Source organism: Flavobacterium sp. FG68, from assembly GCF_057808895.1.
On the sequence record NZ_JBMDIY010000023.1, the window covers coordinates 20,147 to 45,226 of the forward strand.

The 25,080-nt window shown below is 33.5% G+C and carries 25 protein-coding genes; 2 read left to right on the forward strand and 23 right to left on the reverse strand.

Annotated elements, in window-relative coordinates:
* Positions 1-69: 69 nt before the first annotated feature.
* The 10 genes from ACODSB_RS15165 to ACODSB_RS15210 all read right to left on the reverse strand — a co-directional run bounded on the left by ACODSB_RS15165 (position 70) and on the right by ACODSB_RS15210 (position 10,151).
* Positions 70-1,674 carry a fumarate hydratase gene (locus ACODSB_RS15165; RefSeq protein ID WP_053473106.1) on the reverse strand — a complete coding sequence of 535 codons (1,605 nt, stop codon included), beginning with the start codon at positions 1,672-1,674 and terminating at the stop codon, positions 70-72.
* Positions 1,675-1,959: 285 nt separating this feature from the next.
* Positions 1,960-2,421 (reverse strand): IS200/IS605 family transposase, encoded by a 462-nt coding sequence (gene tnpA, locus ACODSB_RS15170; RefSeq protein WP_488937662.1) that lies wholly within the window; start codon positions 2,419-2,421, stop codon positions 1,960-1,962.
* 316 nt (positions 2,422-2,737) lie between these two features.
* On the reverse strand, positions 2,738-3,466 hold the full coding sequence (locus tag ACODSB_RS15175) for a hypothetical protein (RefSeq protein WP_488937663.1): 729 nt from the start codon (positions 3,464-3,466) through the stop codon (positions 2,738-2,740).
* A gap of 57 nt (positions 3,467-3,523) precedes the next feature.
* A complete protein-coding gene (locus ACODSB_RS15180) occupies positions 3,524-4,963 on the reverse strand; it encodes a nucleoside recognition domain-containing protein (RefSeq protein WP_488937664.1) in 1,440 nt (479 codons plus the stop codon).
* Positions 4,964-5,073: 110 nt separating this feature from the next.
* On the reverse strand, positions 5,074-6,147 hold the full coding sequence (locus ACODSB_RS15185) for a winged helix DNA-binding domain-containing protein (protein WP_488937665.1): 1,074 nt from the start codon (positions 6,145-6,147) through the stop codon (positions 5,074-5,076).
* A gap of 104 nt (positions 6,148-6,251) precedes the next feature.
* Positions 6,252-6,965, reverse strand: coding sequence for a 3'-5' exonuclease (locus tag ACODSB_RS15190; RefSeq protein ID WP_053473101.1), 714 nt, complete (start codon positions 6,963-6,965; stop codon positions 6,252-6,254).
* Between the two features lie 188 nt (positions 6,966-7,153).
* Positions 7,154-7,630, reverse strand: a complete 477-nt coding sequence (locus tag ACODSB_RS15195; protein WP_488937666.1) for a methylated-DNA--[protein]-cysteine S-methyltransferase — start codon at positions 7,628-7,630, stop codon at positions 7,154-7,156.
* Between the two features lie 205 nt (positions 7,631-7,835).
* Positions 7,836-8,648, reverse strand: coding sequence for an NAD-dependent epimerase/dehydratase family protein (locus tag ACODSB_RS15200; protein WP_488937667.1), 813 nt, complete (start codon positions 8,646-8,648; stop codon positions 7,836-7,838).
* A gap of 163 nt (positions 8,649-8,811) precedes the next feature.
* Entirely contained in the window at positions 8,812-9,264 is a 453-nt protein-coding gene (locus ACODSB_RS15205; RefSeq protein ID WP_488937668.1) for a GNAT family N-acetyltransferase, read from the reverse strand.
* Positions 9,249-10,151, reverse strand: a complete 903-nt coding sequence (locus tag ACODSB_RS15210; protein ID WP_488937669.1) for a LysR family transcriptional regulator — start codon at positions 10,149-10,151, stop codon at positions 9,249-9,251. The genes ACODSB_RS15205 and ACODSB_RS15210 overlap by 16 nt, the downstream gene beginning before the upstream one ends.
* 146 nt (positions 10,152-10,297) lie before the next feature.
* Here ACODSB_RS15210 and ACODSB_RS15215 point away from each other — a divergent pair, with 146 nt between their 5' ends.
* Positions 10,298-10,693, forward strand: coding sequence for a rhodanese-like domain-containing protein (locus ACODSB_RS15215; protein WP_488937670.1), 396 nt, complete (start codon positions 10,298-10,300; stop codon positions 10,691-10,693).
* Positions 10,694-10,836: 143 nt separating this feature from the next.
* On the opposite strand, the gene ACODSB_RS15220 is transcribed toward ACODSB_RS15215, so the two are convergent.
* The 4 genes from ACODSB_RS15220 to ACODSB_RS15235 are packed head-to-tail and all read right to left on the reverse strand — an operon-like array spanning position 10,837 to position 15,556.
* Entirely contained in the window at positions 10,837-11,256 is a 420-nt protein-coding gene (locus tag ACODSB_RS15220; protein ID WP_488937671.1) for an SRPBCC family protein, read from the reverse strand.
* A 19-nt stretch (positions 11,257-11,275) separates the two neighbouring features.
* Positions 11,276-13,672 carry a M28 family peptidase gene (locus ACODSB_RS15225; RefSeq protein WP_488937672.1) on the reverse strand — a complete coding sequence of 799 codons (2,397 nt, stop codon included), beginning with the start codon at positions 13,670-13,672 and terminating at the stop codon, positions 11,276-11,278.
* Positions 13,673-13,681: 9 nt separating this feature from the next.
* Positions 13,682-14,029 carry a hypothetical protein gene (locus ACODSB_RS15230; RefSeq protein WP_053473094.1) on the reverse strand — a complete coding sequence of 116 codons (348 nt, stop codon included), beginning with the start codon at positions 14,027-14,029 and terminating at the stop codon, positions 13,682-13,684.
* A 3-nt stretch (positions 14,030-14,032) separates the two neighbouring features.
* Positions 14,033-15,556, reverse strand: a complete 1,524-nt coding sequence (locus ACODSB_RS15235) for a carbon-nitrogen hydrolase family protein (protein ID WP_488937673.1) — start codon at positions 15,554-15,556, stop codon at positions 14,033-14,035.
* 174 nt (positions 15,557-15,730) lie between these two features.
* Between ACODSB_RS15235 and ACODSB_RS15240 the strand changes: the two genes are divergently transcribed.
* A complete protein-coding gene (locus ACODSB_RS15240; protein ID WP_154785089.1) occupies positions 15,731-16,060 on the forward strand; it encodes a single-stranded DNA-binding protein in 330 nt (109 codons plus the stop codon).
* Between the two features lie 109 nt (positions 16,061-16,169).
* Here the strand turns inward: ACODSB_RS15240 and ACODSB_RS15245 are convergent, their stop codons facing one another.
* The 9 genes from ACODSB_RS15245 to ACODSB_RS15285 form a co-directional block, all read right to left on the reverse strand.
* Positions 16,170-16,862, reverse strand: a complete 693-nt coding sequence (locus tag ACODSB_RS15245; protein ID WP_488937674.1) for a DUF2461 domain-containing protein — start codon at positions 16,860-16,862, stop codon at positions 16,170-16,172.
* A 357-nt stretch (positions 16,863-17,219) separates the two neighbouring features.
* Positions 17,220-17,738 carry a ferritin gene (locus tag ACODSB_RS15250; protein ID WP_053473090.1) on the reverse strand — a complete coding sequence of 173 codons (519 nt, stop codon included), beginning with the start codon at positions 17,736-17,738 and terminating at the stop codon, positions 17,220-17,222.
* A 94-nt stretch (positions 17,739-17,832) separates the two neighbouring features.
* A complete protein-coding gene (locus ACODSB_RS15255; protein WP_488937675.1) occupies positions 17,833-19,290 on the reverse strand; it encodes a hypothetical protein in 1,458 nt (485 codons plus the stop codon).
* Positions 19,291-19,446: 156 nt separating this feature from the next.
* Positions 19,447-20,577, reverse strand: coding sequence for an OmpA family protein (locus ACODSB_RS15260; protein WP_488937676.1), 1,131 nt, complete (start codon positions 20,575-20,577; stop codon positions 19,447-19,449).
* Between the two features lie 108 nt (positions 20,578-20,685).
* On the reverse strand, positions 20,686-21,318 hold the full coding sequence (locus ACODSB_RS15265) for a CatA-like O-acetyltransferase (RefSeq protein ID WP_488937677.1): 633 nt from the start codon (positions 21,316-21,318) through the stop codon (positions 20,686-20,688).
* Positions 21,315-22,025 carry an HAD family hydrolase gene (locus ACODSB_RS15270; protein WP_180856122.1) on the reverse strand — a complete coding sequence of 237 codons (711 nt, stop codon included), beginning with the start codon at positions 22,023-22,025 and terminating at the stop codon, positions 21,315-21,317. Before ACODSB_RS15270 ends, ACODSB_RS15265 begins: the two co-directional genes overlap by 4 nt.
* A gap of 340 nt (positions 22,026-22,365) precedes the next feature.
* Positions 22,366-23,250: a DMT family transporter gene (locus ACODSB_RS15275; protein ID WP_488937678.1), complete on the reverse strand. Its 885-nt coding sequence runs from the start codon at positions 23,248-23,250 to the stop codon at positions 22,366-22,368.
* Between the two features lie 71 nt (positions 23,251-23,321).
* Positions 23,322-23,837, reverse strand: a complete 516-nt coding sequence (locus ACODSB_RS15280; protein ID WP_488937679.1) for a hypothetical protein — start codon at positions 23,835-23,837, stop codon at positions 23,322-23,324.
* A gap of 131 nt (positions 23,838-23,968) precedes the next feature.
* On the reverse strand, positions 23,969-24,823 hold the full coding sequence (locus ACODSB_RS15285) for a hypothetical protein (protein WP_488937680.1): 855 nt from the start codon (positions 24,821-24,823) through the stop codon (positions 23,969-23,971).
* Positions 24,824-25,080: the final 257 nt, after the last annotated feature.

Here is a 25,080-nt window from a genome sequence, read left to right on the forward strand (position 1 = left end):
ATAAAACCGCCCATTGAGGCGGTTTTATTTTAAAAAATCTTTGTGTCTTAGCGCCTTTGTGGCAAAAACCTATAAATTTTCAAAGAAATCATTTCCTTTATCATCCGTGATAATAAAAGCAGGGAAATCTTTTACGGTGATTTTTCGAACGGCTTCCATTCCTAATTCTTCAAAATCAACAACTTCAACTTTTAAGATATTGTCTTGCGCTAAAATAGCAGCCGGACCTCCAATAGAACCTAGATAGAATCCGCCGTATTTGTTGCAGGCATCCGTAACTTGTTTCGTACGGTTTCCTTTGGCAAGCATAATCATACTTCCGCCATGTTTTTGGAATTCATCCACATAAACGTCCATACGTCCCGCAGTTGTTGGCCCAAAACTTCCTGAAGCCATTCCTTCCGGAGTTTTTGCCGGTCCTGCATAATATACCGGATGGTTTTTAAAATATTCCGGCATTGGTTTTCCGGCATCCAGTAATTCTTTAATTTTTGCGTGTGCAATATCACGGGCAACAATTACAGTTCCGTTTAGTTTTAAACGTGTTTTAATAGGGTATTGAGATAGTTTAGCCAAAATATCTGCCATTGGCTGATCTAAATCAACTTCAACCGGAGCTTCTAAATGCGGAGCTGTTTCTGGTAAAAATTGTTTTGGATTTACTTCCAATTGTTCAACGAAGATTCCGTCTTTAGTGATTTTTCCTTTGATATTTCTATCGGCAGAACAAGAAACTCCTAATCCAACCGGACATGAAGCGGCGTGACGCGGTAAACGAATTACACGAACGTCATGTGTGAAATATTTTCCTCCAAACTGAGCTCCAATTTCACTTTCCTGACAGATTTTTTGAACTCGTGCCTCCCATTCTAAATCACGAAATGCCTGACCCGCCATATTTCCAGAAGTCGGCAAGTGATCATAATATCCTGCAGACGCTTTTTTAACGGCACTTAAGTTTGCTTCCGCTGAAGTTCCACCAATAACCAAAGCCAAGTGATAAGGGGGACAAGCCGAAGTTCCTAAATCTTTGATTTTTGCTCTCACAAAAGCATCCATAGATTTATCGTTTAATAACGATTTGGTTTGTTGATACAAGTAAGTTTTATTTGCAGAACCACCACCTTTTGCCATAAATAGGAAATCGTATGAAGTTCCTTTTTTAGCATATATATCAATTTGTGCCGGAAGATTTGAACCTGAGTTTTTCTCTTCAAACATCGAAATTGGTACAATTTGAGAATAACGTAAATTACGTTTTTGGTACGTATTGAAAATACCACGGCTTAACCATTCAGCATCATCAACACCTGTAAAGATGCTTTCCCCTTTTTTTGCCATTACAATCGCTGTTCCGGTATCCTGACAGCTTGGTAATTGGCCTTCGGCAGCAACCGAAGCATTTTGAAGTAAATTGTAAGCTACAAAACGATCATTGTCTGTTGCCTCAGGATCGTCAAGAATGTTTCTTAGTTTTTGTAAATGTGTCGTTCTAAGCATGAACGAAACATCTGTTAAGGCTTCTTCAGCCAGTAATTCTAAACCTTTTGGATCAACGGTTAAAATTTCGCGTTCTCCAAATTGCTCCACTTTTACAAAATCAGAGGTGATTTTGCGGTACTGTGTATCATCCTTTAAAATTGGGTAAGGATCCTGGTATATAAAATCAATCATTTCTTTGTTTTTTTACAAAGTTAAAAATTATTTACCTAAGAAAGAATTTGAATTAGGGGCTTGTATTTATATTTTAAACTGGACTGAAGTCCAGCCCTACAATATGATTCGAGCCGTTGGCTCTTTTTTTAGTTCCTCAGGAACAATTTATTTTGTAGAGTGTATTTTAATGTATTTATATAACATCAAAGATGGAGATGACTCCACATAAAGTTCCGAAGGAACGATCCATATTGTAGGGCTGGACTTCAGTCCAGTTTAAATTGTTACGATGTAATTATAGAATCATATTAAATTTTCAAAAAGATATCGTTCATCAAATTTAGCATTGTGTTTGTTTAAAAAAGAAGAATATTCCTCTTTGAAATTTTGCTTTTTATGATGCTCTTCTTGATTTTCAATATATTTATAGACAGCATCAATGTGAGATTTACTATATGAAAAGACACCGTAACCTTCCTGCCATTCAAATTTGCATTTTGTCAATTGATGATCATTGATATATTTTGAAGATTTTCCTTTTACAGCTTTCATCAAATCCGAAACTGAGATTGTTGGTTTAAGAGCCAGAAGACAATGAACATGATCTTCGGTTCCGTTTACTATTATGGTTTTGCAGCCAGTTTCATTTATTAAATTTCCTATTACGCTTAATATTTTAGATTTGCAATCATTTGTAATTTGTGCTTCTCTGTATTTAACTGCAAAAACGGCTTGTATATAAACTTGATGAAAGGTGTTTGACATTTTATATTATTAACGATTAAAAATTCGTTGTAAATATATAAATTTTCTTACAAATACATAAACCCTTTTGTCATGTTATATTTAAACTGGACTGAAGTCCAGCTCTACAAAATGAATCGTTCCTTCGGAACTTTATGTGATATCGTCCTTTGCGAAACTTTATGTGACATCATTATTATACTTAATGTTATAGAAATGAATTGAAGTGCAACTCAACAAATAAATTGTTTTTGCACAACTAAGAAAAAAGAGCCAACGGCTCAAACAATATTGTAGGGCTGGACTTTAGTCCAGTTTGTTTGTAAAGGAAGAAATTTTAATCTTGCTGATGAAATTCATCAAAACTCATTTTTTTTTCGAAATAGTTTTGGTCTTTTGCAGAAAGCAATTGTTTTTCCCAGTGATTTCCGTTTAAGTGAAAAGCAATAGAATCTGAATGTGTAACAGTTCCCATATTTTCGTCATTATCATCAGGTTCAAAAGCAACCGTTTTGCAATAGATAGTTTTAGGATTTTCTTTTGAATTTTCAAATTCAACCCAGCTTCCCCAACCGCTGTCAGACATAGTATACCATTCGTAAACAAGTTGTAAATCGTTATTTTTTAAATGATATAAATAATGGTTTTGAGTATAACCACAAGCTGGATATCCAAAATCAATTTGAATAAAAGGAGAACTGTTGTCGTTCTCATTTCCTAATCCGTAATGAGCACTCCATTCTGATCCTTTTTCGAATAAATTAATCGTAATTTTTGATGAAACAGTTTTAATTTTATTCTGATAAAAATCAAGTTGGTATTTTCTCGTTACAATACTGTCTTTATCCATTTTTTCATCTAAAAGATAAGCCAAAATATAATTGTCTGTTGATTGTTCTCCAATATCGGCAATAGAAATAGTGTCAATTTTTAAACGATTTTCTTGTTTATTAATAGTTTCATTTTTATTTACCGAAGCCTTGTCTTTTGTTTGAATTACCGGCTTTGGTTTCTGACAACTTATTAAAACGAATAAAAGGATAAAGGCAAAGGCTTGTATTTTCATGGTATTTGTTTGTTTCAACAGATTTTAATCCCGTTAACGTATCGAATATTTTGATTTTTAAAAAAACCAAGTCGCCACAAAAATTGCCGTAATTACACAAATAAGATCCACTAAAAGCATAGTGCCTAAAGCATAACGCGTATTTTTGATATTAACCGAACCAAAATAAACTGCAATTACATAAAAAGTACTTTCGGCGCTGCATTGAAAAATACTGCTCAGTCTCGCCGTTAAAGAATCGGCACCAAAAGTATTCATCGAATCGATTAAGAATCCGCGGGAACCCGCAGAACTAAACGGACGAAGCATGGCAACAGGCAACGCATTCGTGATTTCTTTACTTACTCCCATATTTGAGAAAACAAAAGCAATTCCGTCACTGATAATTTCAAATAAACCACTGTTTCGGAATAAAGAAATAGCTACCAACATTCCTAAAACATAAGGAAAAATAGTAACTCCGGTTTTAACACCATTGTTTGCACCAACAACAAAAGTGTCAAAAACAGTTGTGTTAGCCTCGCTGAATTTCTTTTCGTTTTTGAAAGAGAATATCAAAGTAAAAGCAATAATGGCAATTAAAATTAATCCCGAAAGGTTAGAAGTAAAATAGTTTTTTCCAATTAAGTCCAAATGATTAACATACATCAACAAACCAACAATGGCGGCAATTAATCCCATTAAGACGATAAGAAGAGAAGCACTTTTGAAATTGATTTTTTGTTTAATTCCAACAATTAAAAACGCAGCAATAGTTCCGATGAAAGAAGTAATGATACAAGGCAGCATAACATCGGCAGGATTGCTTGCATTTGCAGCGGCACGATATCCGATAATTGAAGTTGCAATTAAAGTTAAACCCGAAGCGTGAAGACACATAAACATGATTTGTGCATCGCTCGCTTTGTCTTTATCGGGATTTATTTCCTGCAAACTTTCCATGGCTTTTAATCCGAATGGTGTTGCTGCCGAATCTAATCCGAGGAAATTGGCAGCAAAGTTCAAAGTCATGTAGGATATTGAAGGGTGATTTTTAGGAATACTTGGAAACACTTTTACAAAAACCGGACTCAATAGTTTAGCCAGATTTCCAGAAGCTCCTGAAACGATTAAAAGTTCCATTAATCCGCAGAAGAAAGCCAAATAGGCAATAAGCGGTAGAATCAAATCAACTAAAGTGCTTTTACAAGTTGGCAGTAAACCATCAGATTTTTGAAGACCGCTGTATATTTTTACCGTTTTGCTTTTATAAACATAAGTCGTGTCGGCATTAAGCGTATCACGATTGATAACCATAGTTTGATCCGGCGCTTTTTTTATACTGTCTTTAATGAAAGCCGGAAGTTCATGAATGTATTTTTCAGAAACCAAAACAGGATCATCTTTCTTTCCATTTAAAACAGAATCAATCGTATAAGTATTGGCAGTAAATAAACTGACTACAATAAAAACAATCGAAGAAATAAAAATAACTAACCAAAATCTACTTAATACCATAATGCTATTTTTTTGTAAATGTAATTATTTAGGCAGAATATGCACAAAGATTTTATTCCCGAAAGGAGAAGTATTTCTAAGAAAGTGCAGACTTTTAGTGAAATTTCAAATTATTCGATAACAATTTTAGTTTCTAAGTAGTTTTCAAAAGCTTTAATTCCTTCAAACAGAATTTGTTTTTTAGAATTTTCAGGTTCATTAAAAAACTTGGTTTCGATTTTGGCGTGATCTTTTTTAAATGTTCGTTTCCATATTCCAATCACTTTTCCATTTTCAAGAATTATCGGTTTAAAGATGCCATTATTGGTAAAAACTTTATTTTGATGTTCAGATAAAAAAGAAGCTTCTCTGGTTTTATAAGAAATCAAAATTTCATCAAAAGCGGGAAGAAAGTGAATGCTTTCCTTGAAGTTAACCTTTTCAATATTTTGATTTACAAAGTAATAAATTTGATTTTTAATTTCAATAAATCCTAATTGCAACTTAATTGCATCAATGGTTTTTTGACAAATAGTAGGCGGAAAACCTGACCACCACGAAAAATCAAGCAAAGTTGCCGGACCGTGACTTTCAAAATAGCGTTTGGCTAATTTTGCCAAACCTTCTTCTTTTGTCAATATGGTTTTCGGTTTTTGAACACGTTCTTCAAGTAAGGCGTAGGTGATTTTTTTTCCTTTCATTCTGCCGTTGCAAACCAAACCATCTTGTTCAGCATGCATCATAATCGCAGCACTTAGAAAATCTTCTTTTGAAGTTTTTTTAATACCGAGTTCCTGCATAATTTCATCTCGGGTCAAATGATTGTTTCCAGATAATAGCTTTTCGATAGCATTATTAGTCTGATTTAGTTTTTTATCATCAAAACCAAATTTCTTAGCACCGGAAATAGTCATTCTTTTTACTTGTGGTCCGGCAAGATCCAGCATCCAGTAAATATCTTCGTGAGCAACAAAATGCCAGGTTGGGCGTAAAATATGAGTTCTTATTATTTGTGCCGAATTTACAGCTTCTTCAATTTCTTTTTCAGATGCATCACAACGGGAACCAATCGCCCATTTTGCCATTGCATAATCCTGAGCCTGCATTGCGCCAAAATGGTGCACAATTTCCTGAGGAGAATATTTGTCTGTTTTATAAAGCTTCTGCGAAACAAGACGATGATGTGAAATTTCCGAATGTGTCATCTTTTAAAAATTTATTAAACCATATAAGTTATATAAGTTCATTTAATTTTGCGTCTCAAAATCTTAGAATCTCAGCGCCTTAGTATCTTAGAATCTCAAAAAAACTATACATGAATAATTTCATCATCAATCAGTAAATCTTCACGGCGTAAACGAAGGAAAATCTGCGCTACTGCAATTGTATCTTTTTCACAATACGTTATAATTCTGTCTATGTCTTTTTCAACATAATAGACGTGCGCTACCTGACTTCCGTCAATATCGCCTTTTGGCGATGGGACTCCGAGAATCTTGGTCAAAAGCTTTAAAGAAGTAAAATGCTTATAATCGCCAAACTTCCATAATTCTAAAGTATCAAGATGTGCAATTTCCCAAGGTTTTTTACCGAATAAATTCAGTTTGTCCGGAATTGCAATTTGATTGATAATCATACGGCGTGCGATAAACGGAATATCAAATTCTTTAGCGTTATGTCCGCATAAAAGATGCTGCGGCTGATTGAAATGATTGTTCAGCAGATTATTAAAGTCTTTCAGAATCTTTTTTTCTTCTCCAAAAAAGGAAGTTACTCTAAAATTTCGAACATCGCCTTTGATTGTAAAATAACCAACCGAAATACAAATAATTTTTCCGAATTCTGCCCAAATTCCGGCGCGATCATAAAATTCTTCTGGTGTAAAATCGTCTTTTCGCTGATATTGCGTTTTTAAATCCCAAAGAGACTTCATTTCTTCGTCAAGAGAATTGAAGTTTTCTTCTTCCGGAACGGTTTCTATATCAAGAAAGAGAATGTTATTAAGGTTTATTTTTTCAATCATATTTTTTTGCCACGAATTTCACGAATTTTCACTAATTCTTTGTGGATATAAATGTACAATAATTTGATTTTTTTTCGGGCACGAATTTATTAATTGAATGAATTTTCTTTAAATAAAGGAATTTTTTGAGTCATAATTATTAAAGAAAAAAATTCGTGAAAATTCGTGAAATTCGTGGCGAACACTTTTTAGAACAAACTCTGTTGTGCAGAAGGACTTTCGTGTTCCAGAAGCCATTTTTTGCGGGACAATCCGCCGGCGTAACCGGTTAAAGAACCATTTGTACCGATAACTCTGTGGCAGGGAACGACAATCCAAAGCGGATTTTTACCATTTGCAGATGCTACTGCACGAATTGCTTTTATATCGCCCAGTTTTTTGGTTTGATCCATGTAACTTACTGTTTTTCCATACGGAATTTCCAGTAATGCTTTCCAGACTTTTTGTTGAAATTCTGTTCCTTGCGGATTCAGTTTTAAATCGAAATCAGTTCTTTTTCCTTCGAAATATTCTTCAAGCTGAGAAACGGCATCTTTTAAAACTTTTGGAATTTTCTTTGAAACCTCATTTGTACCAACATCAGAAACGGAAATTACTGCAATACCATCTTCATCTCCAACTATTTTGGTGATTCCTAAAGGTGAATTAACATATAATGTTTCCATATTTTACTACTGAGTTTTTTACCGCAAAGACGCGAAGGTTTCGCAAAGTTCGCAAAGTTTTTTTTAAACCATATAAGTTATGTAAGTAATTTAAGTTTTTATTGTTTAACTAAGCTCACAAAGTTTACACTATTGTCACCCTGAGCGAAGTCGAAGGTTTATGGAAACAAAAGGGCTTCGACTTCGCTCAGCCTGACATTTCAGTTTAATAATCCTTCAGCTTAAATTGATAATTTAAAATGTTTTCGATTTTCTCGCTTGAAATAATCTTTTTGATATTTGACTTTTCAGAACTGAATTTTGGTAAAACTAAGTTTTGTTCTTTTGCTTTTTGAGTGTAATATTTCTCTCTACTTGGATGAAAAGGCGCAGCGGCGTTGAAAACTTCATTCCATTTTGATTGGTTTATGATTTCTTCAATAATTGCGATACAGTCTTTTTGATTAATTAAATTTATTGGAGCATCGGGATTTTCGAGGTTTTCTTTTCCTGCTAAAAATTTAACGGGATGTCGGTCTTCGCCAATTAATCCGCCGAAACGTAGTATTGTGGTTTTGAAGTTTTGATTTTTTTGAAGAATTGCTTCGGCTAAAACCAATTGTTTTCCGCTTTCGGTATCGGGATTTGGTCTTGTTTCTTCCGTTATCAATTCATTTTCATCTCCATAAACCGAAGTTGAACTCACAAAAAGGACTTTTGAAATACTTGATTTCTCTATAAACGGAATTAGGTTTTCGATTTTCTGAACAAAAACCTTCTTAGACTCTGATGAAACCGCTCGCAATTTTGGCGGAATGTCAATAATCAGGATTTCGCTTTCGGCTAAAAAATCAGTAATGTTTTTAGATACATTTTCGCTTTCAACAATAACCAAAAACGGATTTATTCCAGCATTTTCTAAAATAGAAAGTTTATTTTCAGAAGTTGTAGATCCTTTTACCGAATTTCTTTTTTCGATTAGCCTTTTTGCTAAAGGCAGTCCTAACCAGCCGCAGCCTAATATACTTATTTGTTTCATTTCTTTTTTGAGGTTCAAAGGGGCAAAGATACAAAGGTTCAAAGGTTCAAAGGTTTTTTGTTTCACGCAGATTCTGCAGATTTGAGCAGATTTTAAAATCATTTTAATCCTTTTAATCTGTGGCGATAAATAAAAAACTTTGGGTCTTTGCGACTTTGCGAGATTAAATCAAATTTAGCGTAAATCTAACTTTGTCTTTTCCTTTTGCGCCAATTCTGTTGTAAAATTTAATAGCTCTAGTATTAAATTCAGGAGTTTGCCATTGAATGTTTATGCAGTTATTTTTGATTCCAATTTCTTTTAACTTTTCAATTAAAACTTCACCAATTCCGAAACTGCGGGCTTCTTCTTCCAGAAACAAACAATCCATGTACATAAAAGTGGCGGCGTCCCAGGTTGAATAACCAAAAGTATAGGAAACATAACCCACAATTGTTTCTTTTACCGCAACAACCAAACAGAACAGTTTTGGTTTTTTACTGAAAATAGCTTCTTTTAATTTTTCTTCTTTTCCTTCCGGAGAAAAATCAGCTTTCTCAAATTCTGCATGTTTTTGGCATAAAATGACCAATTTAGGCAAATCGGTTATTTCGCAATTTCTTATTGAATATTCCATTGCAGGTTGATTTCGTTTTGTAGAAAATTAATAAAGTGCTGAAAATAATCCGGATACGTTTCGTTTGCTCTCGTCGCGATGAAATGTTTTCGTTTTAAGCCGTTTTTGCCCACTTTTACCGCTTTAATTGGATTATTCTTTAAATGTGGCTGTAATGCCCATTTTGCCATCGACATAACGCCCATATCGGCTTTTACCATTTCAAGAGATGCTTCTGTTAACGGAAGCGGGGTTACCTTTTTCGGCGTTATTTTGGCTGGAGCCAAAACAAACTGATGAATGGTAACCGTTTCCATCGGTAGGGAATGAATAATTAAGTGTTCGTTGATAAAATCCTCGGCAACGACGTATTTTTTATCTGCCCACGGATGATTTTCTGAAACGGCCATTACAACTTCGTCCTGAAAAAGCTCAGTATATTTTATATGATTGTCTTTTATTGTATCGCTTACAATGGCAATGTCAATCGTGTTTTCTAAAAGTTTTTGCAACGGAATATGAGTTGCTTCGGTTACAATTTTAAGTTCAACATTGGGATATAAAAGATGAAACTGTTTTAAAACCGGCGGCAACCAATGGTAACTTGAAAAACATTCGGTGCTGATTCTGATTTCGCCATATTCGCCATAAACCATTTGTTTTATCTGTGTTTGCGCCTGCGAAAGTTTATCCAGAATTTCATTAGCCAAATCATAGATTTTTTCGCCTGCTTTTGTGAGAACCAGTTTTTTGTTTGTTCTTAAAAAAATGGCTGTACCCAATTGATATTCTGCTTCTTTGAGCTGATGACTCAAAGCCGATTGTGTCAAATGAAGTTTGTCAATTGCTTTTGTAATGCTTCCTTCTTCAACAATTGCTTTTATCAATTTTAGGTGGCGTATTTCCATTTTTTGAGATTTATATACAAAGGAACAAAATTTTAGACTGGCTTTTGCATGAAAAAAACTAATGCGGTTCATGAATTCTTTTCGTTTTTATGGCACTATATGAGTTGCTACTTTTGAAAAAACAAAATCATTAAAACTACATTGTCATGGAAGAGCAAATTAAATTTTATGAGCATAAACTAGCATTTGAAATGGATCCGTCTGATTTATTTGATGCTTTGAATAATGGTGAAAAAGTAATAGTGTTGGATGCCAGAAAAGCTTTTGGGTTTGAAGCAGAACATATTCCGGGTGCGATTAATATTCCGCATCGCGAAATGTCGGCAGAAACAACAAAACATTTAGATAAAGATATTTTGTATGTTACGTATTGCGACGGAATTGGCTGCAACGCTTCGACTAAAGGCGCTTTGAATATGACAAAATTAGGATTTAAAGTAAAAGAACTAATTGGCGGAATCGAGTGGTGGAAGTTTGACGGTTATGCAACAGAAGGTGCAAAAGGAATTAAAACAGGTTTGAAAATTGAATGTGCGTGTTAAAAGTGACAAAGGTGCAAAGGTACAAAGGCGCAAAGGTTTCTCAACATGCCTAAAAAAGCACTATGAAAATAGTGCTTTTTGTTTTTTATAGATATGTTGAGAAACCTTTGCGCCTTTGTTACTCTGTCTCTTTGAACCTAATTTTAAGCTTCAACAACAGTTTTAAGAGCCTGTAGAATTGGATTTTCTTCACCTTGAGGTTCTTCCTGAACTGCTCCCGGACGATTGTCTTCCTGAATTATTTCGAGTTTTACTTTTTGATTTTCTTCAGATAAAACATAACTCATTATGAAATAATTTTCCGGTTTGTCTTCTAATTCCGGTCTTGGAAAAAACAATGAATATTTTATTTTTTGATTTGGAGAAACTTCTAAAACCGTTCCCCATTGTTCAAAAACCTGACCTTCCCATTCATTCCTGAACCTTATTTCATTTCCGATTATCCAATCCGTAATTAAATCACTTCCGTATTGCCATTGTTTAACTAATTCTGGTTTTGTCAATGCATCCCAGACTTTTTCTATTGGCGCACTTAAAAATATTGTAGAAACATTTGTTGCCATAGTAAATGGTTTTTATGGTTTATTCAGGCTTTATAACCGGTTTTATTAAACTGTCTTTTGCGATTACGGCACTATCCTGAACTGGCGCTGGCTGTACCGGCGGGGCTACGGGAGCGGTATATCTCTTGATTTTCTGCTGAACCATAATAGCATCATTTAAAACAAATGGTGTTGGCATCATCCAGTCGCTTCTTGGCTTCACTTTCAATAGAGGATTTGTCATTAAGTCGAATGAACTTTCAATTAAATCCATATCAAAAATAGATGATTTATTGATGTAGAAATCCATAACCAGCGGTTCGTTGCCTACAACATAATAACAGATAACACGCATTCCGTCGCGCTCTAAACGATTTGTTTTTGCGCCAGAAGTTGAAACGCCGTTTGCTTTAAAGTTGTAAAACGTCATTTTTGGGTTGGCGTAGATATCGTAACGGTTTACTTTTCTATTTGGCGTTATCTGGATTTTGATGTATCTGTTATTACCGATGACACTATCTTTTAAGAAAGAAATAGTAGGTTTTGGAATATCAACAACAGGAGCAATGGCACTGTATGTAAAAGCAGAATTGTATTTACTTGCAATAGGAAGACTGTTTAAGCCTACCGCTTTTTGGTTTTTCTGACCTAAATAGGATTTCGTCCAGTCGTCCAGATTTACATCATAAGTTGCCCAAAGCGCTGAGTTTGTATTAGCATTATAAACGTAAAGTAAGCTGTTTGATTTTGCTTTTCCGTGTTCGTATCCAGAATGATATCCTGCGTAGATAAAAAATCCAATCGATGCTGCAAAGAAAACCATAATCCATGCGCCTTTTTTAGCAAAAGTATTGAATATTGGCAGTAATAATCCGAAGAGAAGAACGGTTAAAACAGCACTTCCAAAAAGTATTTTTAATCCTAAACCAATTGGGAACATTACAATAAACGGTGCAATAATGGCTAAAGCCGGAATACTGAAAATTAAATTTACACCTAAACTGTAATGCTGTGTAAAAACAAAAATTCCGAATAAAAGAATTCCGAAATAAACCGGAATAATTAAGAATCCGGCTCCGGTTAAACTATTCGCCAAAAATCCATTTATTATAATCCAAAGTAACAAAGGCGCTACAAAGTGGTTCATCGTAATTTTTGCATCAGAAAAATGATGGTAAAAAGCGAAACAAATGGCAATGCTTAAGGTTACAAATGCGCCAATATAAGCGTGGCCGTTATATGTAAATCCGTTTAAGAGATCAGAATACTGCGGATAGATTTCTAAAATAATTTTCCATCCTAAAAAGGTAACTAAACCAGCTATGATTAAAGATCCTAAAAGCGGAACAAAACCTTTGAATATTTCTCTTAAAGTAATCATTCTTTTGGCTTTTCCGATAAACATGAAAAGTACTAATAGACCAAAAGCGATTAAAGTCATTGGCATTACCCAAGAAAACGGATAACTGATGAAAGAAAAAGGAGCGCTGAAATAAACATAATCTTCTGTTGAAGCCGTTTGGTTTAAATCAGCATTTGCGAAGTATCGTAATAATGGCATCAAATAAGAACCTTGATGCGCAAGAGTCATTTTATTTAAATGCTGAACATCGTCCTGCTGTGTGTGATAATTGTAATGTCCGTCGATAAAAGCGAAATTAAATCCCTGAATATTTCCCTGTTCTCTAAAAACGGTTAAGTCAGTATCATTTGGAAGCATTTTATAAATGCTGTACATCAATGAGTTTGATACCGGATAAGATGCTTTTGCTTTTGTAAATTCCTGTACAAGTGCTTGGTTTCCTTTGTTGGTTTCCATCAGCATATAACTTGGTCCGGAAGTTCCTCTTGCTTCGAAGTTTAAAACCAGACCTACATCTTTTGCCCATGGATGTTTGTTTACAAAAAGGGCAGCTCCGTTTAAACCTAATTCTTCAGCATCTGAAAAGAGAATAATGATATCATTTTTTTGAGGTTCTTTAGCATATAAAAAAGCTCTGATTCCTTCCAGAATTGTGGCAACTCCAGATGCATCGTCGCTTGCTCCTTTTGAAAAAGAATGTGGCGCGCTGTCATAATGAGAAAGTAATAAAAGTGCTTTTGAACTATTTGTTCCTTTAATTCTTGCAAGAATATTTTTAGATTTGACTAAAAGCCCTTTATCGTTAAGAGTAAAACCTTCCTGAACGCTTGTTTCTAATCCAATTCTGTTTAGCTCCAGTTTAAGATAATTGGCTACCAATTCATGATTAGTTGAACCCACATAATGCGGTTTTTGCGCAATAATTTCAACCTGATTCAAAGCTCGTTCCGTCGAAAAATCAGCCAGAGCTTCATCATTTTTTGAAATGTATTGCGGCATCATTGTGGCATAAATGATACCTAAAATGGCTAGAATTAAGACAACTGCCAGAATCGAGGTGGGGTTTTTTCTCATGATGAATAACTAAATTTCTTTTTTAACAAGCATATAATAATCATTGTCCAAAGACCTATATCCTTGGTCATACAAGAAATAGTAGGTATTTCCTGTTTTGGTTTGCAAGATATTAGTAAAGAAATCAAAATCAAAACCTTTATTAATCATTTTCTCCCTAGTTGCTTTTGATTTTCCGTCAACATTCAGCTCTGACAAAATACGGTAATTTTTTCGTAATTTGTTGTTTACATTTCGCATGAAATTGTTGCTGTCTTTATTTATTTTATTGTTGTAGGCATTTCGACAGTTGTCTGAACAAAACTTTTTATCTTCCCGGCCTACAAGTTTTTCCGAGCATTCAAGACATGTTCTCATCGATTACAATTTATTAATTTGATATAAATCTGTTCGTCTGTCTTTTAAAATTCGCACACTTCCATGTTCATGAAGATGTTTTAATAAATTTAAATCGACGTCAACGATAAGTGTCATTTCAGTATTTGGGGTTGCTTCTGCTTTGATTCCGTTACTTGGAAAAGCAAAATCAGAAGGTGTAAAAACCGAAGCCTGTGCATATTGAATGTCCATATTATTTACCTTCGGAAGATTTCCAACGCAGCCGGCAATGGCAACGTAACATTCATTTTCAATTGCGCGTGCCTGTGAACAATGCTTAACTCGGGTATAAGCATTTTGGGTATCGGTTAAAAATGGAACAAAAAGAATATTCATTCCTTCATCGGCCAGTAATCTTGAAAGTTCAGGGAATTCGACATCGTAGCAAATTAAAATTCCAATTTTACCGCAATCTGTGTCATAGGTTTTAAACTCAGATCCGCCTTTCATTCCCCAATGATGCACTTCATTTGGCGTTATATGTATTTTAGAATACATTTCAGAAGTTCCGTCTCTTTTACATAAAAAGCCAACATTGTATAAAATACCGTTTTCGAGATGCGGCATACTTCCTGTGATAATGTTAATGTTGTATGAAATAGCAAATTCCTGGAAACGTTTTCGAATAGGATCTGAATGTCTTGCCAATTCCCGAATCGCCTCGGCTTCAGATAAATGATTGTAATCGGCCATTAAAGGAGCGATAAAAAGTTCCGGGAATAATGCAAAATCGCTTCCATAGCCGGAAACGACATCAATGAAAAATTCGGCCTGTTCAAAAAGAGCTTCAACATTATTAAGCTGACGCATCTGCCATTGAATTAGTCCCAATCGAATAATACTTTTTTCAGAATTAATCAATTTCGGACTTTCATCATAATAAACGTTGTTCCATTCCAGAAGAACTGCAAACTCTTTTGATTCTTCGTCTCCTTCCAAATAATTTTTGATGATGCGGAGAACATGAAAATCATTACTTAACTGAAAAGATAGAACAGGATCATGAAGTTCTTTGTCTTTTACTTTTTCAATATAAGTTCTAGGAGAAAATTTTTTAGAATATTGATTGTAGTTCGGGATTCTGCCTGCAAAAACAATAGCTTTTAAGTTTAATTGTTCGCAAAGTTCTTTTCTGGCATCATAAAGACGTCGGCCCAAACGTAGTCCGCGATAGTTGGGATGAATAAAAACATCAATTCCGTATAAAATTTCGCCGTCAGGATTATGAGTAGAGAAAGTATAATCACCAACAATTTGTCTGTAATTGTGTCGTTTATCGACTAATTTTTCATCGACAATTAACGATAATGCCGAGCCTACAACAACGCCGTCGACTAAGATTACCAATTGTCCTTCGGGAAATATTGAGAGTAGTTTTTTTATATCATTTGATCTCCAGTAGGAGTTCGCCATTTCTGGATACGATTCAACCATTGAATTTTTCAATTGTTTGTAATCTTCAAACGCAAGGTTTCGTAACTCAACTTTTTTAATTTCTTTCTGCATATATGTACGATTTCTCTCAAATATAGCAAAAATAACTTCCATTTACAAACGCTTACAAATATTTACAACCGAAAGTAAATAGTTTGCAACCGAATATTTCAGGACAACGACCGCACCTTTGCCTCGTTGAAATTAATCAGCGAATTTTATATGAACATTTAAATAGTATACGCCATGAATGCAATGAAAAACAGAGTACAACTTATTGGTAACGTAGGACAAGATCCTGAAATTAGAACATTAGAAAACGGAAGAAAACTGGCTCATTTGAGTATCGCAACAAACGAGATTTACAAAAATGATAAAGGCGAAAAAGTAGAACAAACCGAATGGCACCGAGTTACAGCTTGGGGGAAAACTGCCGAAATCATTGAGAAATTTGTAGTGAAGGGAAAAGAAGTCGCAGTTGACGGAAAGTTAACGCACAGAAGTTACGATGACAAAAATGGAGAAAAAAGATATGTTACCGAAGTTGTTGTAAACGAGATTTTACTGCTTAAATAGATAATCTTGCCTAAACGCCGCGAAACCCGACAGGTTTATTCCTAACTTGTCTTTACAACAAACCCGACAGGTTTTAAAAACCTGTCGGGTTTAACTTTTGTGTTGAAATTTATAAAACCGAAGCTCCATTTATATCTGTCGAAAGGACTTCACTCATATAATCGAAAAAGGGTCTCATGTTTTTGAAAGTTTCTAAAGCATGTTCTAAAAACTGCGGACTCAAAACTTCCTCATCTGTAAATCGTTTGATGATCAAATATTGTTTGAAACGAAGTAAATCTATGGCTTCGTGATCTTTGTCAAAACCTTTTGGTGCTGTTTTAAGCTGTTCGCCTTGCAGAACTCCAAAAGTGCTTTTAAAAGATTTTGAGTTTAATATTTTTTTGAATGTTTCAGGATCGTGAGCAAACTCACTTCTTATACGTTTTAGATCAGCAGCATTTGGTCCCCAAAAACCACCGATTAATGAAGTGTTTCCTTTTTCGATATGAAAATAATATCCGCCTCGGCGTGCGCTTGTGGCTCGTTTATAACTTCCACCCCAATAAGCTTTAAAAGGCGTTTTATCTTTAGAGAAACGAATGTCGCGATAAATTCTATAAACGCTTCTTTTTCCAGATTGAGTTTCTAAAACATCTGTTTTTGAAAGTTCTTGTAGAAGTGCTTCTGCAAAAGTTTCAATGTGATTTAATTCGATTAAATACTTTGGTTTATTCTCTTCAAACCAGGGTTTGTTATTGTTTTGTTTCAGTTGATATAAAAAATCAAGACTTGATTTTGGTATAATGATTTGGTTTTTCATAATGCAATAGCGACTTTTTTAAAATCAGAAGACGAATATAATTAAAATTAAAAACCCACCAGATTTCCTGGTGGGTTTTCTATATTTCGTTAAGCAGTTTTTTTGAATAAATCAAACATAGGACAGCGTGAGCAGCGTTTCTTTTCACTCTTTTTATATTTCTCACAACAAGAAGATTTACAGTTTTCAATCTTCTTGATCTTGTCAAGGATAACAGCGTTCTTTTTTTTCTTTTTATCCTTTTTCTTGTCCTTATCTTTCTCTTTCTTGCCCAATTTTCCTCTGTATTATTAAAAACAGAGACAAATATAAAAGAAAAAAGTTATTTTTAAATGTTCTAAATAAACTTTAACTTTTTTATTTTGGGTTGATGGCAATCGAACTTGTAACTGTTAATTGCTGAATATCACGGTCAAACAAATAAAGTCCGCCTTTATCTTCACCAATCAAATTGATTTTATCTAAAATAGATTTAGCTGTAGCTTCTTCTTCGATTTGTTCAGAAACATACCATTGTAAGAAATTATGTGTTGCATAATCTTTTTCTTCAAAAGTTATGTGTACTAATTCGTTGATAGATTGCGAAACAAAAATTTCATGATTATAAAGCTCCTCAAACATTTCTTTAAAAGTAGAATAGGTTATTTTAGGTGCTTTTAGATCTGTGATGAGAGCATGTCCTCCGCGTTCGTTCACATATTTTACTAATTTAAGCATATGTGCACGCTCTTCATCTGATTGTGTGTACATAAATTGAGAGATTCCTTCTAATCCGTGTACTTCAGCCCAACAAGCCATAGAAAGATAAGTTTGCGAAGATTCTGCTTCTATGCGGATCTGCTTATTTAAAGCTGTTTCAATATTTTTTGATAGCATAATGATGTCTTTTTTGTAAAATTAACTAAAATATTCCAAACCATTTTTTCAAACCTCTAAAACATTGAGACATTTGGGTTAATTATCTATAAATTTAATGGGTTTTGATTTGCCCAAAAGATGCCGGTTTCGAGAATATAGACTTATTCATAATTGGGTTTCCGTTGTCTTCTCTTATAAAACCATCTGTGAATTTACGAATTATAAATTGCTTTTGAGTATCATCGTAATAGCTCAAAATGGAGTAGTCTTTTAATTTTATAATATTTTGAAGCAATACATTTTTATTTGTGCTTAAATAATAGAAAATATTATCAATTGCCAGAGGTTCTGATTTTACTGCAGTCAAAAAATCATTGTTTTCGTTCAGTACAGAATCAAAGAAAACCATTTTGTTTTGTGAATAATAGGAGTTTCCGGCATCATAAAAATCATTTTGCCCGTATTCAAAATTTGAAACAATATATTCTACATAACCTCCAAATGTCAAATAACTGTTTTTTCTGTTTTCTAAAACAGAAACTCCAACGCTTAAGTCTGCTAATTGTTTCAGGAATTTAGCCGTAGTTTTTAATTCCTGAGGTTTATTACTATTTGTTTGAAGAAACAAAGGCGAGTTTTTAAAACGGATAGTATCATTTTTTGAAACCGAAATGTTTTTAATCACTTTTCCTGACTCGAAATCTTTTATATCAAATAAAAACTCGTCGCTGTTGGCCTTAATTTGGTAGAGTTTATTTTGATTATAAAATGAATTGGAAGTTTTAGATGTTTTAAGAGAAGCAGGCTGATTAAAATTTTTCTCTGTAATTTCAAGTGTTTTTATGTTAAGATCGAAAACCTGTGTTTTTTGAAAACTATAGTCAAATGTCAAAATGATATGATCGTCGAGAACATACATTTTGTTTATGTTTGAAGCCTTATCAAGAGGATTAAAATCATTTAACTCCATTTTTTGAATGGGATAATATCGAATAAGAGAGTTAAAAGTTAAGTTTTGTCCTTTTTCGGTTTGAAATTTAAAACCTGAAAAGTCAAACATTTTTATTTCACAGTTTCCGTTTTTAAATTCATAGAGCAGAAGATGCTGCTGGCTTTTTTCTTTAGCCAGAACATAAAAATTATTGTTTTTTTGAAAACTCGTTATAATATATTCATTGCCTTCCGGGAAATCGAAATTTAAAGATCGAGAAGTTTTTGTTTCCAAAAAATATTTAACGATTCTGATATTTCTTAAATTCTGAGAACTCCAATAAAGCAGGGGATTACCATCTTCATTAATGCTGCAACCAATTAGTGATCTCTTTTCTACACTTTTTATAGAATCTGTAAATTGATTGGTGAGAAATAGTGATTTGTTATATTTTAAAATGTTGACCTTTTTATCATCGGCGGCAAAAACATAAATATTGTGCGTTTTTACATCTTCAACATTTAAAATTTGACCATCTTCCAGAGGATTGTTTAAGTTTAACGGAAATGAATTCAATACTGTCTGACTTAACAATACTGATTTAGAAAGTAAAAGCAAAAAAAGTACAAGTTTTTTCATGAGTTTTTACGGGCAAATATTATTCCAAATTTAATCAAATAATTGTGATTATAATTTATGAATAGAAAGCGGAATAGATATTTTGACACAATAAAAAACAAAAAAGCCCGAAAGAATTAACTTTCGGGCTTTTGAATTTATTACTTTTTAAAGGAATTATTTTACTTTAAAAGTAACTCTTCTAGCTAATCTTCTAGCTTCGTCTGAATCTTTTTGGATTGAAGTATCAGATCCTGCAGCAACAACATTTAATCTTGAAGAAGCAATTCCAGCTTGAGTTAGAATCTTTTTCACGTTTTCTGCTCTTGCATTTGATAATTTCTCATTGTAGTCTGCTTTTCCAACTTGGTCAGCATATCCAATAATATCAAGAGATGCTGAAGGGTTTTTTCTTAAATAAGATAAAACAACATCAATTGCAGCAGTTGAATTTTCAATAGGAGTTGCTTTGTTGAAATCAAAGTATACACTGTAATACTTGTCATTAATCAAATCTTTAACAACATCTCTGTCATTAACAACATTGTTTGTAACCGGTTTTTCTACGATAACCGGTTTTTCCGGCATGTTTTTGATTCTGTTTTCAAGATCAGCGATTTTGTTGTCATACGCAGAAAGATCAACATTTTCAGAAACTACAGTCCAGTCAGCATGTTTAGTGTTTTTACCTAAATAAACAGTTAATCCAACTGTACCGTTGAAAATTAATCCAGAGTAACCTCTGTTTTCAGGAAGATAAGCTCCGTCAAAAGAACGATCCTGAGATGCGTTAAAGATTGTAGAGAAATCTCCGGTTAAAGCAAGTCTGTTTGATAATTTTATTTGACCAGTTACACCAGCAATAAAGTTACCCATTTCGTCTGCTCCTCTAAAATTGTCATTTCTCAATTGAGAATAACCAAAACCAGCATGTCCTAATAAACCAATAGTGTTAGTCCATGTTTCAAAATTCATGATACGCCCTAAGTTCGCAACAGCTTGTAAATCTACTCTGTAGTATTTTGAATCAAAATCTAAAGAGTTGCTTTTACCTTTGAAGCTGTTATAACCAAAATCAGCTTTCAAACCAAATTTGTTATTGAACATGTAACGTACTCCTAAATCACCAACCCATGGACTTGGGGTACTTGTAAAGTAACCGTCAGAAAATGGTTTTTGAGGCTTGTTTACACCACCAGCAAATTCTATAGACCACTTATTGTAATTGTTCGAAGAATTTGTTTCTGTTTGTGCATTTACGCCTGTTAAGCCTAAAGCAAATGCGAGAATAATTACAGATTTTTTCATTGTAATTTGAGTTTTAAAATTTTCCCCAAACCAACGAATTTAATACTGCTTAGCTATTCCAATAAAAGGTTTTAAAGTATTAAAATAAGACAAAAAGTAAGATAAGGATTATTTTTTATTCATCTGATCCTGAAGCAAATCTACAAATTGACCTACGTGTAAGCCGTCCATTAAGCCATGATGTACATGAACAGACATTGCAATGGTGCGTTTTCCGGTCTCAGATGTTATCACTTTACCAAAGGAAACTTTAGGGCAGCTGTCTGGAAATGTATAACTCCTGGCGTGCGAAAGTGAGGTAAAATTCAACCACGGTATTGCCGAAAAATGAATCACATTATCATCATCAAAAGATCTTGTGAAAAGTCCGGTTGTGTTTTGAATGCGTTCGATTTCTTCAAGGGCATTTTTCTCGAAGATTTTAAAATCAGGATTGTATTCAATTAATGAAAATCCGAAAGTGCCGTCTTCTCGGCCAATTGTTGCCGAAACATCGATGCGGTCATTAATGTATATTTTGCCATCAGCAATTCTGTACCTGAAATTTTCGATTGTGTTTACTGCAACCAACGTTTTATGTAAGTAGAAAATGAAAAAGGAAACCTTAAGTTCTTTGGCAGTTTGATATGCTTTGGTGCAGTCAATTTCGACAGTTGCACCAAAAAACGGCTCTTCCATTTGTTTAAAATGTGCAAAATGCTCTTTTCTGTTCCAGTTTTCTAAGTCTAAAAGTGTTTTCATTTTATTAAATTATGGACTACTTCTGTAATCTTTTCGAATGAACTAAAATGTTCGTGTTCAACTTTATGGTTTATTTTTTCGTGTTCCCAAGTGGTGTGAAACGGAATATGAACGGCATAACCGCCAATTTCTAAAACTGGCAGAATATCTGATTTTAATGAATTTCCGATCATCAAAAATTCATGTGCCTGAATATCTAAACGACCAAGTAGTTTCTCGTAATCGATTTCCTGTTTGTCTGACATTACTTCGATATGGTGAAAATAATGACCCAAACCAGAACGATGCAATTTGCTGTGCTGATCTTTTAAATCGCCTTTTGTCGCAACTACCAACTTATATTTTCCGTGTAAAGCCTGCAGTGTTTCTTCGATTCCATCAAGAAGCTCAATTGGTTTTTCAAGCAGTTCTTTTCCGTATTGAATTATCTTTTCGATCACTTCAACCGGAATTGTATTGTTTGAAATGTTCATTGCCGCTTCAATCATTGAAAGAATATAACCTTTAATTCCGTAACCGTATAAAGGTAAATTTGCAATTTCGATTTTAAATAATTCTTGCGAAATGCCCTGATGTGAAAGATAATCTTCCATCAAAGCGCAAAACTTGTGTTCTGTTTCCTGAAAATAAGGTTCGTTTACAAATAAAGTATCATCGGCATCAAATGCGATTACTTTTAAGTTTGGTATTTTGCTTTTATGTAACATGGTGTTTTTGTTTCAGGTTTTTTGTTGTTTCAAGTTTCAGGTTTTCTTTGTTTCAGGTTTTTTTGCCACGAATTACACAAATTACAACGAATTTTTTTGCCACAGATTAAAAAGATTAAAATGATTTTTATCCTTTTGATCTTCTAAATCTGCGTGAAAAGCTTTTGCCACGAATTGCACTAATTTTCACTAATTTTTTTGCCACAGATTAAAATGATTTTAAAGATTTTTTAAAAAATAAATCTGCTCAATCTGCTCAATCTGCGGGAGAGCTTTTCAGCAACAAATTTAAAAATCAATCTGCGTAAACCGGTTTCATCCGTAAAATCAGCGGGCCAAATTATTTAGAAAACAGCCTCTTTAAAGAAATAGTCTTATCATAAAACGTAATTCGGATTCCGAAAAGTAAAACGATTCCGCCGAAAACCATTTGTAAAGTTATTTTTTCTTCTAAAAATAACCAAGCCAAAATCGAGGTAATTACAGCCTGACTCAATAAACTTAATGAAACTCTTGTTGCGCGCATATGCTGCGTTGCATAACTAATAGAAAGCCAGGCGCACAATTGACAAATTACGGCTTGAAGAATCAGGACAAACCAGCCTGTATTTGAAAATCCTGTAAAAGGTTCGTTTAAAGAATAACAAAGAATTCCTAAATATATACTTGATGCAGTTAAGCTAATGGTCATAAACGATAAAACATCTACTTGAGAAAGTACATTTTTACTCACCAAAAGATAAATCGAATATAAGATTCCGGATAAAACGGCAAACAGAAAAGCCTGATTGAAATTGAGATCAATAAAAAACTCAAATCCAACTAAAGTCACCATTCCAAATAAAGAAACAATTGTTCCAATCCAAAAGTTTGTCGCTGGTTTTGATTTCAGAAACAAAAATGAACCAATTCCAACCCAAACCGGAGATAAATTAGTTAACAAAGAAGCCTGAGTTGCACTCGAATCCTGAATAGCAATATTCCAAACTGCAACATCCGAAGAAAATAAAACACCGCAAAGCATCGCCAAAAGTGCAAATTTCAAACTTGGAAGTTTAAAGTTTTTACTTAAAACAACATATGGCAAAAGCAAAACAACTGCAAAAAACATTCGGTAAAAAGCCGAAATTAATCCTGGCGCTAGTTTTAGTTTTATTAATATTGGAAAGACAGAAATACAAAGTATTCCGCAGATTAAAGCCAATCGTGGTTTGGTGATTTTCATATTATTTTGGTTTGCTATTCAAATTGTTGATTTGAAAGCTCAGATTTTAATTGAACCGAATACGTATTTAATTATTCAGAGAAACTAAAAATCTGATATTTTTTATTTTTCTTGCTGTAATTTCCTAAGTACAAAGTGCTATTCAACTTAAAAAGTATTAAATCTTTATAGAGACTTGTAGTAAATATTGAAACACTTTCTTTGATTTCTTCGTTCTCTTCTACGAAAGTTCTGGCCTTATCAAAAGCCGAAGCCCTCATTTCACCATTGAGATGATTAAAACTAGAATCGAACAGGCAATTCGTATAAACCACAAATTTATCTTTATAAGAAATTAGATTTTCTACAGTATAACATCTTTGATATGGAACAAAACTCATTCCAGCGCCCATTCCTCCGGTAGACATTCCCATTCCCGTCATTCCGCCGCCACCGCGGGATATATCTTGAGAACTTCCTATAATAGTATAATAAACACCATTTAAATTATAACATGATATGCTTGGTGAGTCATTAATTTTCCTAAGAAACTGTTCGGAATTTTTAATAGGTTTTGTGCTGATAAGAAAACCATCGTTTTGTATCAATAAGCCATTCTTTTGTTGAAAAAAATCAGAATTTTTAAATCCTATTTCCTCATCATGCAAAACTTTATATTCATTAATCTTATTACCATTTAGATCGCTAATCGTAAAAAACAAAACGTACGAATTAGTCTTTATCTGGAGGATTTATTGTCAATTAAAAAAGAATTCGATCTAAACGATATCGCACCATATTCTCCCTTAGCTGTTTTTTGCTGTTCAATCGATTTTAGATTTGATGTAAAATCCTGAATATTAATTCTTAAAACCTGTGTTGCGTTTGTATTATTATCCATAGTGAAAATAATTTCATCAGGATTATAGGTGTAAATTTTATATCTTTTAGAACTCAGTGCTAATGATGGCGGACTGTCATTGGCTATAGTTTGAAAATTGGGTTCTGAATATTCATCAGTTAAAACGGTATATAAATTTTCAGTATGATTAAATATGTTTTTGAATTCTAAATGAGATAAGTCTAGCGTTTTTTCATTTAGATTTCCATTATTATCAGAGATATAAAATTTTAAAATACCTGTGTTTTTTACAATAGTAATCAGGTAAAACCGATTGTTAATCGTAAGTTCCTTAACTATTTTTTCCTTTTTTAATTCTAAATGAATTGGTTTTGTTTCGGTTTTTTTAGATGTAAAATTAAAAGATTGTGCGTTAATTTCTTTTCTGTCTTCAGATCCCCAAAAAACAAAGTAATTATCCTTATTTTGGGTGTATCCAATAATTTCTTCATACTTTTTTTCCGGTCTTGACGCAGACAATGAATCTTTGATCGAAAAAGTTTTATCAAATCTAATTGCTGAAACCTTTTCCTTATCATTTAAAAACAGAATAACTTCTTTTTCAGATTCGTTAACCACCTGAAAAAAATCTCTCTTCTTTTCTAATTTAAAATCAAATTCTTTTACAATATCTTGTGAAAAGGAAATGAAAGTATTTAAAAGTAAAGAAACAAATAGGAATTTTTTGACCATGGATAAGTATTATTTATTTTTGGCGAAGATCACATTTTTAATAAAACGAATCAAGGAAAAATGTGCCGTTAGGCACAAAATATCGGTAGAAAAAATAAATTGGAATAAATCCAGCGTGCCGTTGGTACGCAACAACATTAACCATTGCGTACCTACGGCACGCCAACAAATATTCAAATTAGTGGCTACCGATATTTTGTGCCTAACGACACATTTTTATTAAACTTAAAAATGAGGATTAAATTTGTTTTTGTGTG

Bases quoted from the DNA above. Each gene is read 5' to 3' on its own strand.
- ACODSB_RS15260 (WP_488937676.1), bottom strand. From the start codon at position 20,577: ATGAAAAAATCTGTAATTATTCTCGCATTTGCTTTAGGCTTAACAGGC.
- ACODSB_RS15180 (WP_488937664.1), bottom strand. From the start codon at position 4,963: ATGGTATTAAGTAGATTTTGGTTAGTTATTTTTATTTCTTCGATTGTT.
- ACODSB_RS15195 (WP_488937666.1), bottom strand. From the start codon at position 7,630: ATGGAAACATTATATGTTAATTCACCTTTAGGAATCACCAAAATAGTT.
- ACODSB_RS15220 (WP_488937671.1), bottom strand. From the start codon at position 11,256: ATGGCAACAAATGTTTCTACAATATTTTTAAGTGCGCCAATAGAAAAA.
- ACODSB_RS15240 (WP_154785089.1), top strand. From the start codon at position 15,731: ATGAATGCAATGAAAAACAGAGTACAACTTATTGGTAACGTAGGACAA.
- ACODSB_RS15265 (WP_488937677.1), bottom strand. From the start codon at position 21,318: ATGAAAACACTTTTAGACTTAGAAAACTGGAACAGAAAAGAGCATTTT.
- tnpA (WP_488937662.1), bottom strand. From the start codon at position 2,421: ATGTCAAACACCTTTCATCAAGTTTATATACAAGCCGTTTTTGCAGTT.
- ACODSB_RS15230 (WP_053473094.1), bottom strand. From the start codon at position 14,029: ATGAGAACATGTCTTGAATGCTCGGAAAAACTTGTAGGCCGGGAAGAT.
- ACODSB_RS15225 (WP_488937672.1), bottom strand. From the start codon at position 13,672: ATGAGAAAAAACCCCACCTCGATTCTGGCAGTTGTCTTAATTCTAGCC.
- ACODSB_RS15215 (WP_488937670.1), top strand. From the start codon at position 10,298: ATGGAAGAGCAAATTAAATTTTATGAGCATAAACTAGCATTTGAAATG.
- ACODSB_RS15270 (WP_180856122.1), bottom strand. From the start codon at position 22,025: ATGTTACATAAAAGCAAAATACCAAACTTAAAAGTAATCGCATTTGAT.
- ACODSB_RS15185 (WP_488937665.1), bottom strand. From the start codon at position 6,147: ATGACACATTCGGAAATTTCACATCATCGTCTTGTTTCGCAGAAGCTT.
- ACODSB_RS15245 (WP_488937674.1), bottom strand. From the start codon at position 16,862: ATGAAAAACCAAATCATTATACCAAAATCAAGTCTTGATTTTTTATAT.
- ACODSB_RS15275 (WP_488937678.1), bottom strand. From the start codon at position 23,250: ATGAAAATCACCAAACCACGATTGGCTTTAATCTGCGGAATACTTTGT.
- ACODSB_RS15255 (WP_488937675.1), bottom strand. From the start codon at position 19,290: ATGAAAAAACTTGTACTTTTTTTGCTTTTACTTTCTAAATCAGTATTG.
- ACODSB_RS15205 (WP_488937668.1), bottom strand. From the start codon at position 9,264: ATGGAATATTCAATAAGAAATTGCGAAATAACCGATTTGCCTAAATTG.
- ACODSB_RS15175 (WP_488937663.1), bottom strand. From the start codon at position 3,466: ATGAAAATACAAGCCTTTGCCTTTATCCTTTTATTCGTTTTAATAAGT.
- ACODSB_RS15200 (WP_488937667.1), bottom strand. From the start codon at position 8,648: ATGAAACAAATAAGTATATTAGGCTGCGGCTGGTTAGGACTGCCTTTA.
- ACODSB_RS15190 (WP_053473101.1), bottom strand. From the start codon at position 6,965: ATGATTGAAAAAATAAACCTTAATAACATTCTCTTTCTTGATATAGAA.
- ACODSB_RS15235 (WP_488937673.1), bottom strand. From the start codon at position 15,556: ATGCAGAAAGAAATTAAAAAAGTTGAGTTACGAAACCTTGCGTTTGAA.
- ACODSB_RS15250 (WP_053473090.1), bottom strand. From the start codon at position 17,738: ATGCTATCAAAAAATATTGAAACAGCTTTAAATAAGCAGATCCGCATA.
- ACODSB_RS15210 (WP_488937669.1), bottom strand. From the start codon at position 10,151: ATGGAAATACGCCACCTAAAATTGATAAAAGCAATTGTTGAAGAAGGA.
- ACODSB_RS15285 (WP_488937680.1), bottom strand. From the start codon at position 24,823: ATGGTCAAAAAATTCCTATTTGTTTCTTTACTTTTAAATACTTTCATT.
- ACODSB_RS15165 (WP_053473106.1), bottom strand. From the start codon at position 1,674: ATGATTGATTTTATATACCAGGATCCTTACCCAATTTTAAAGGATGAT.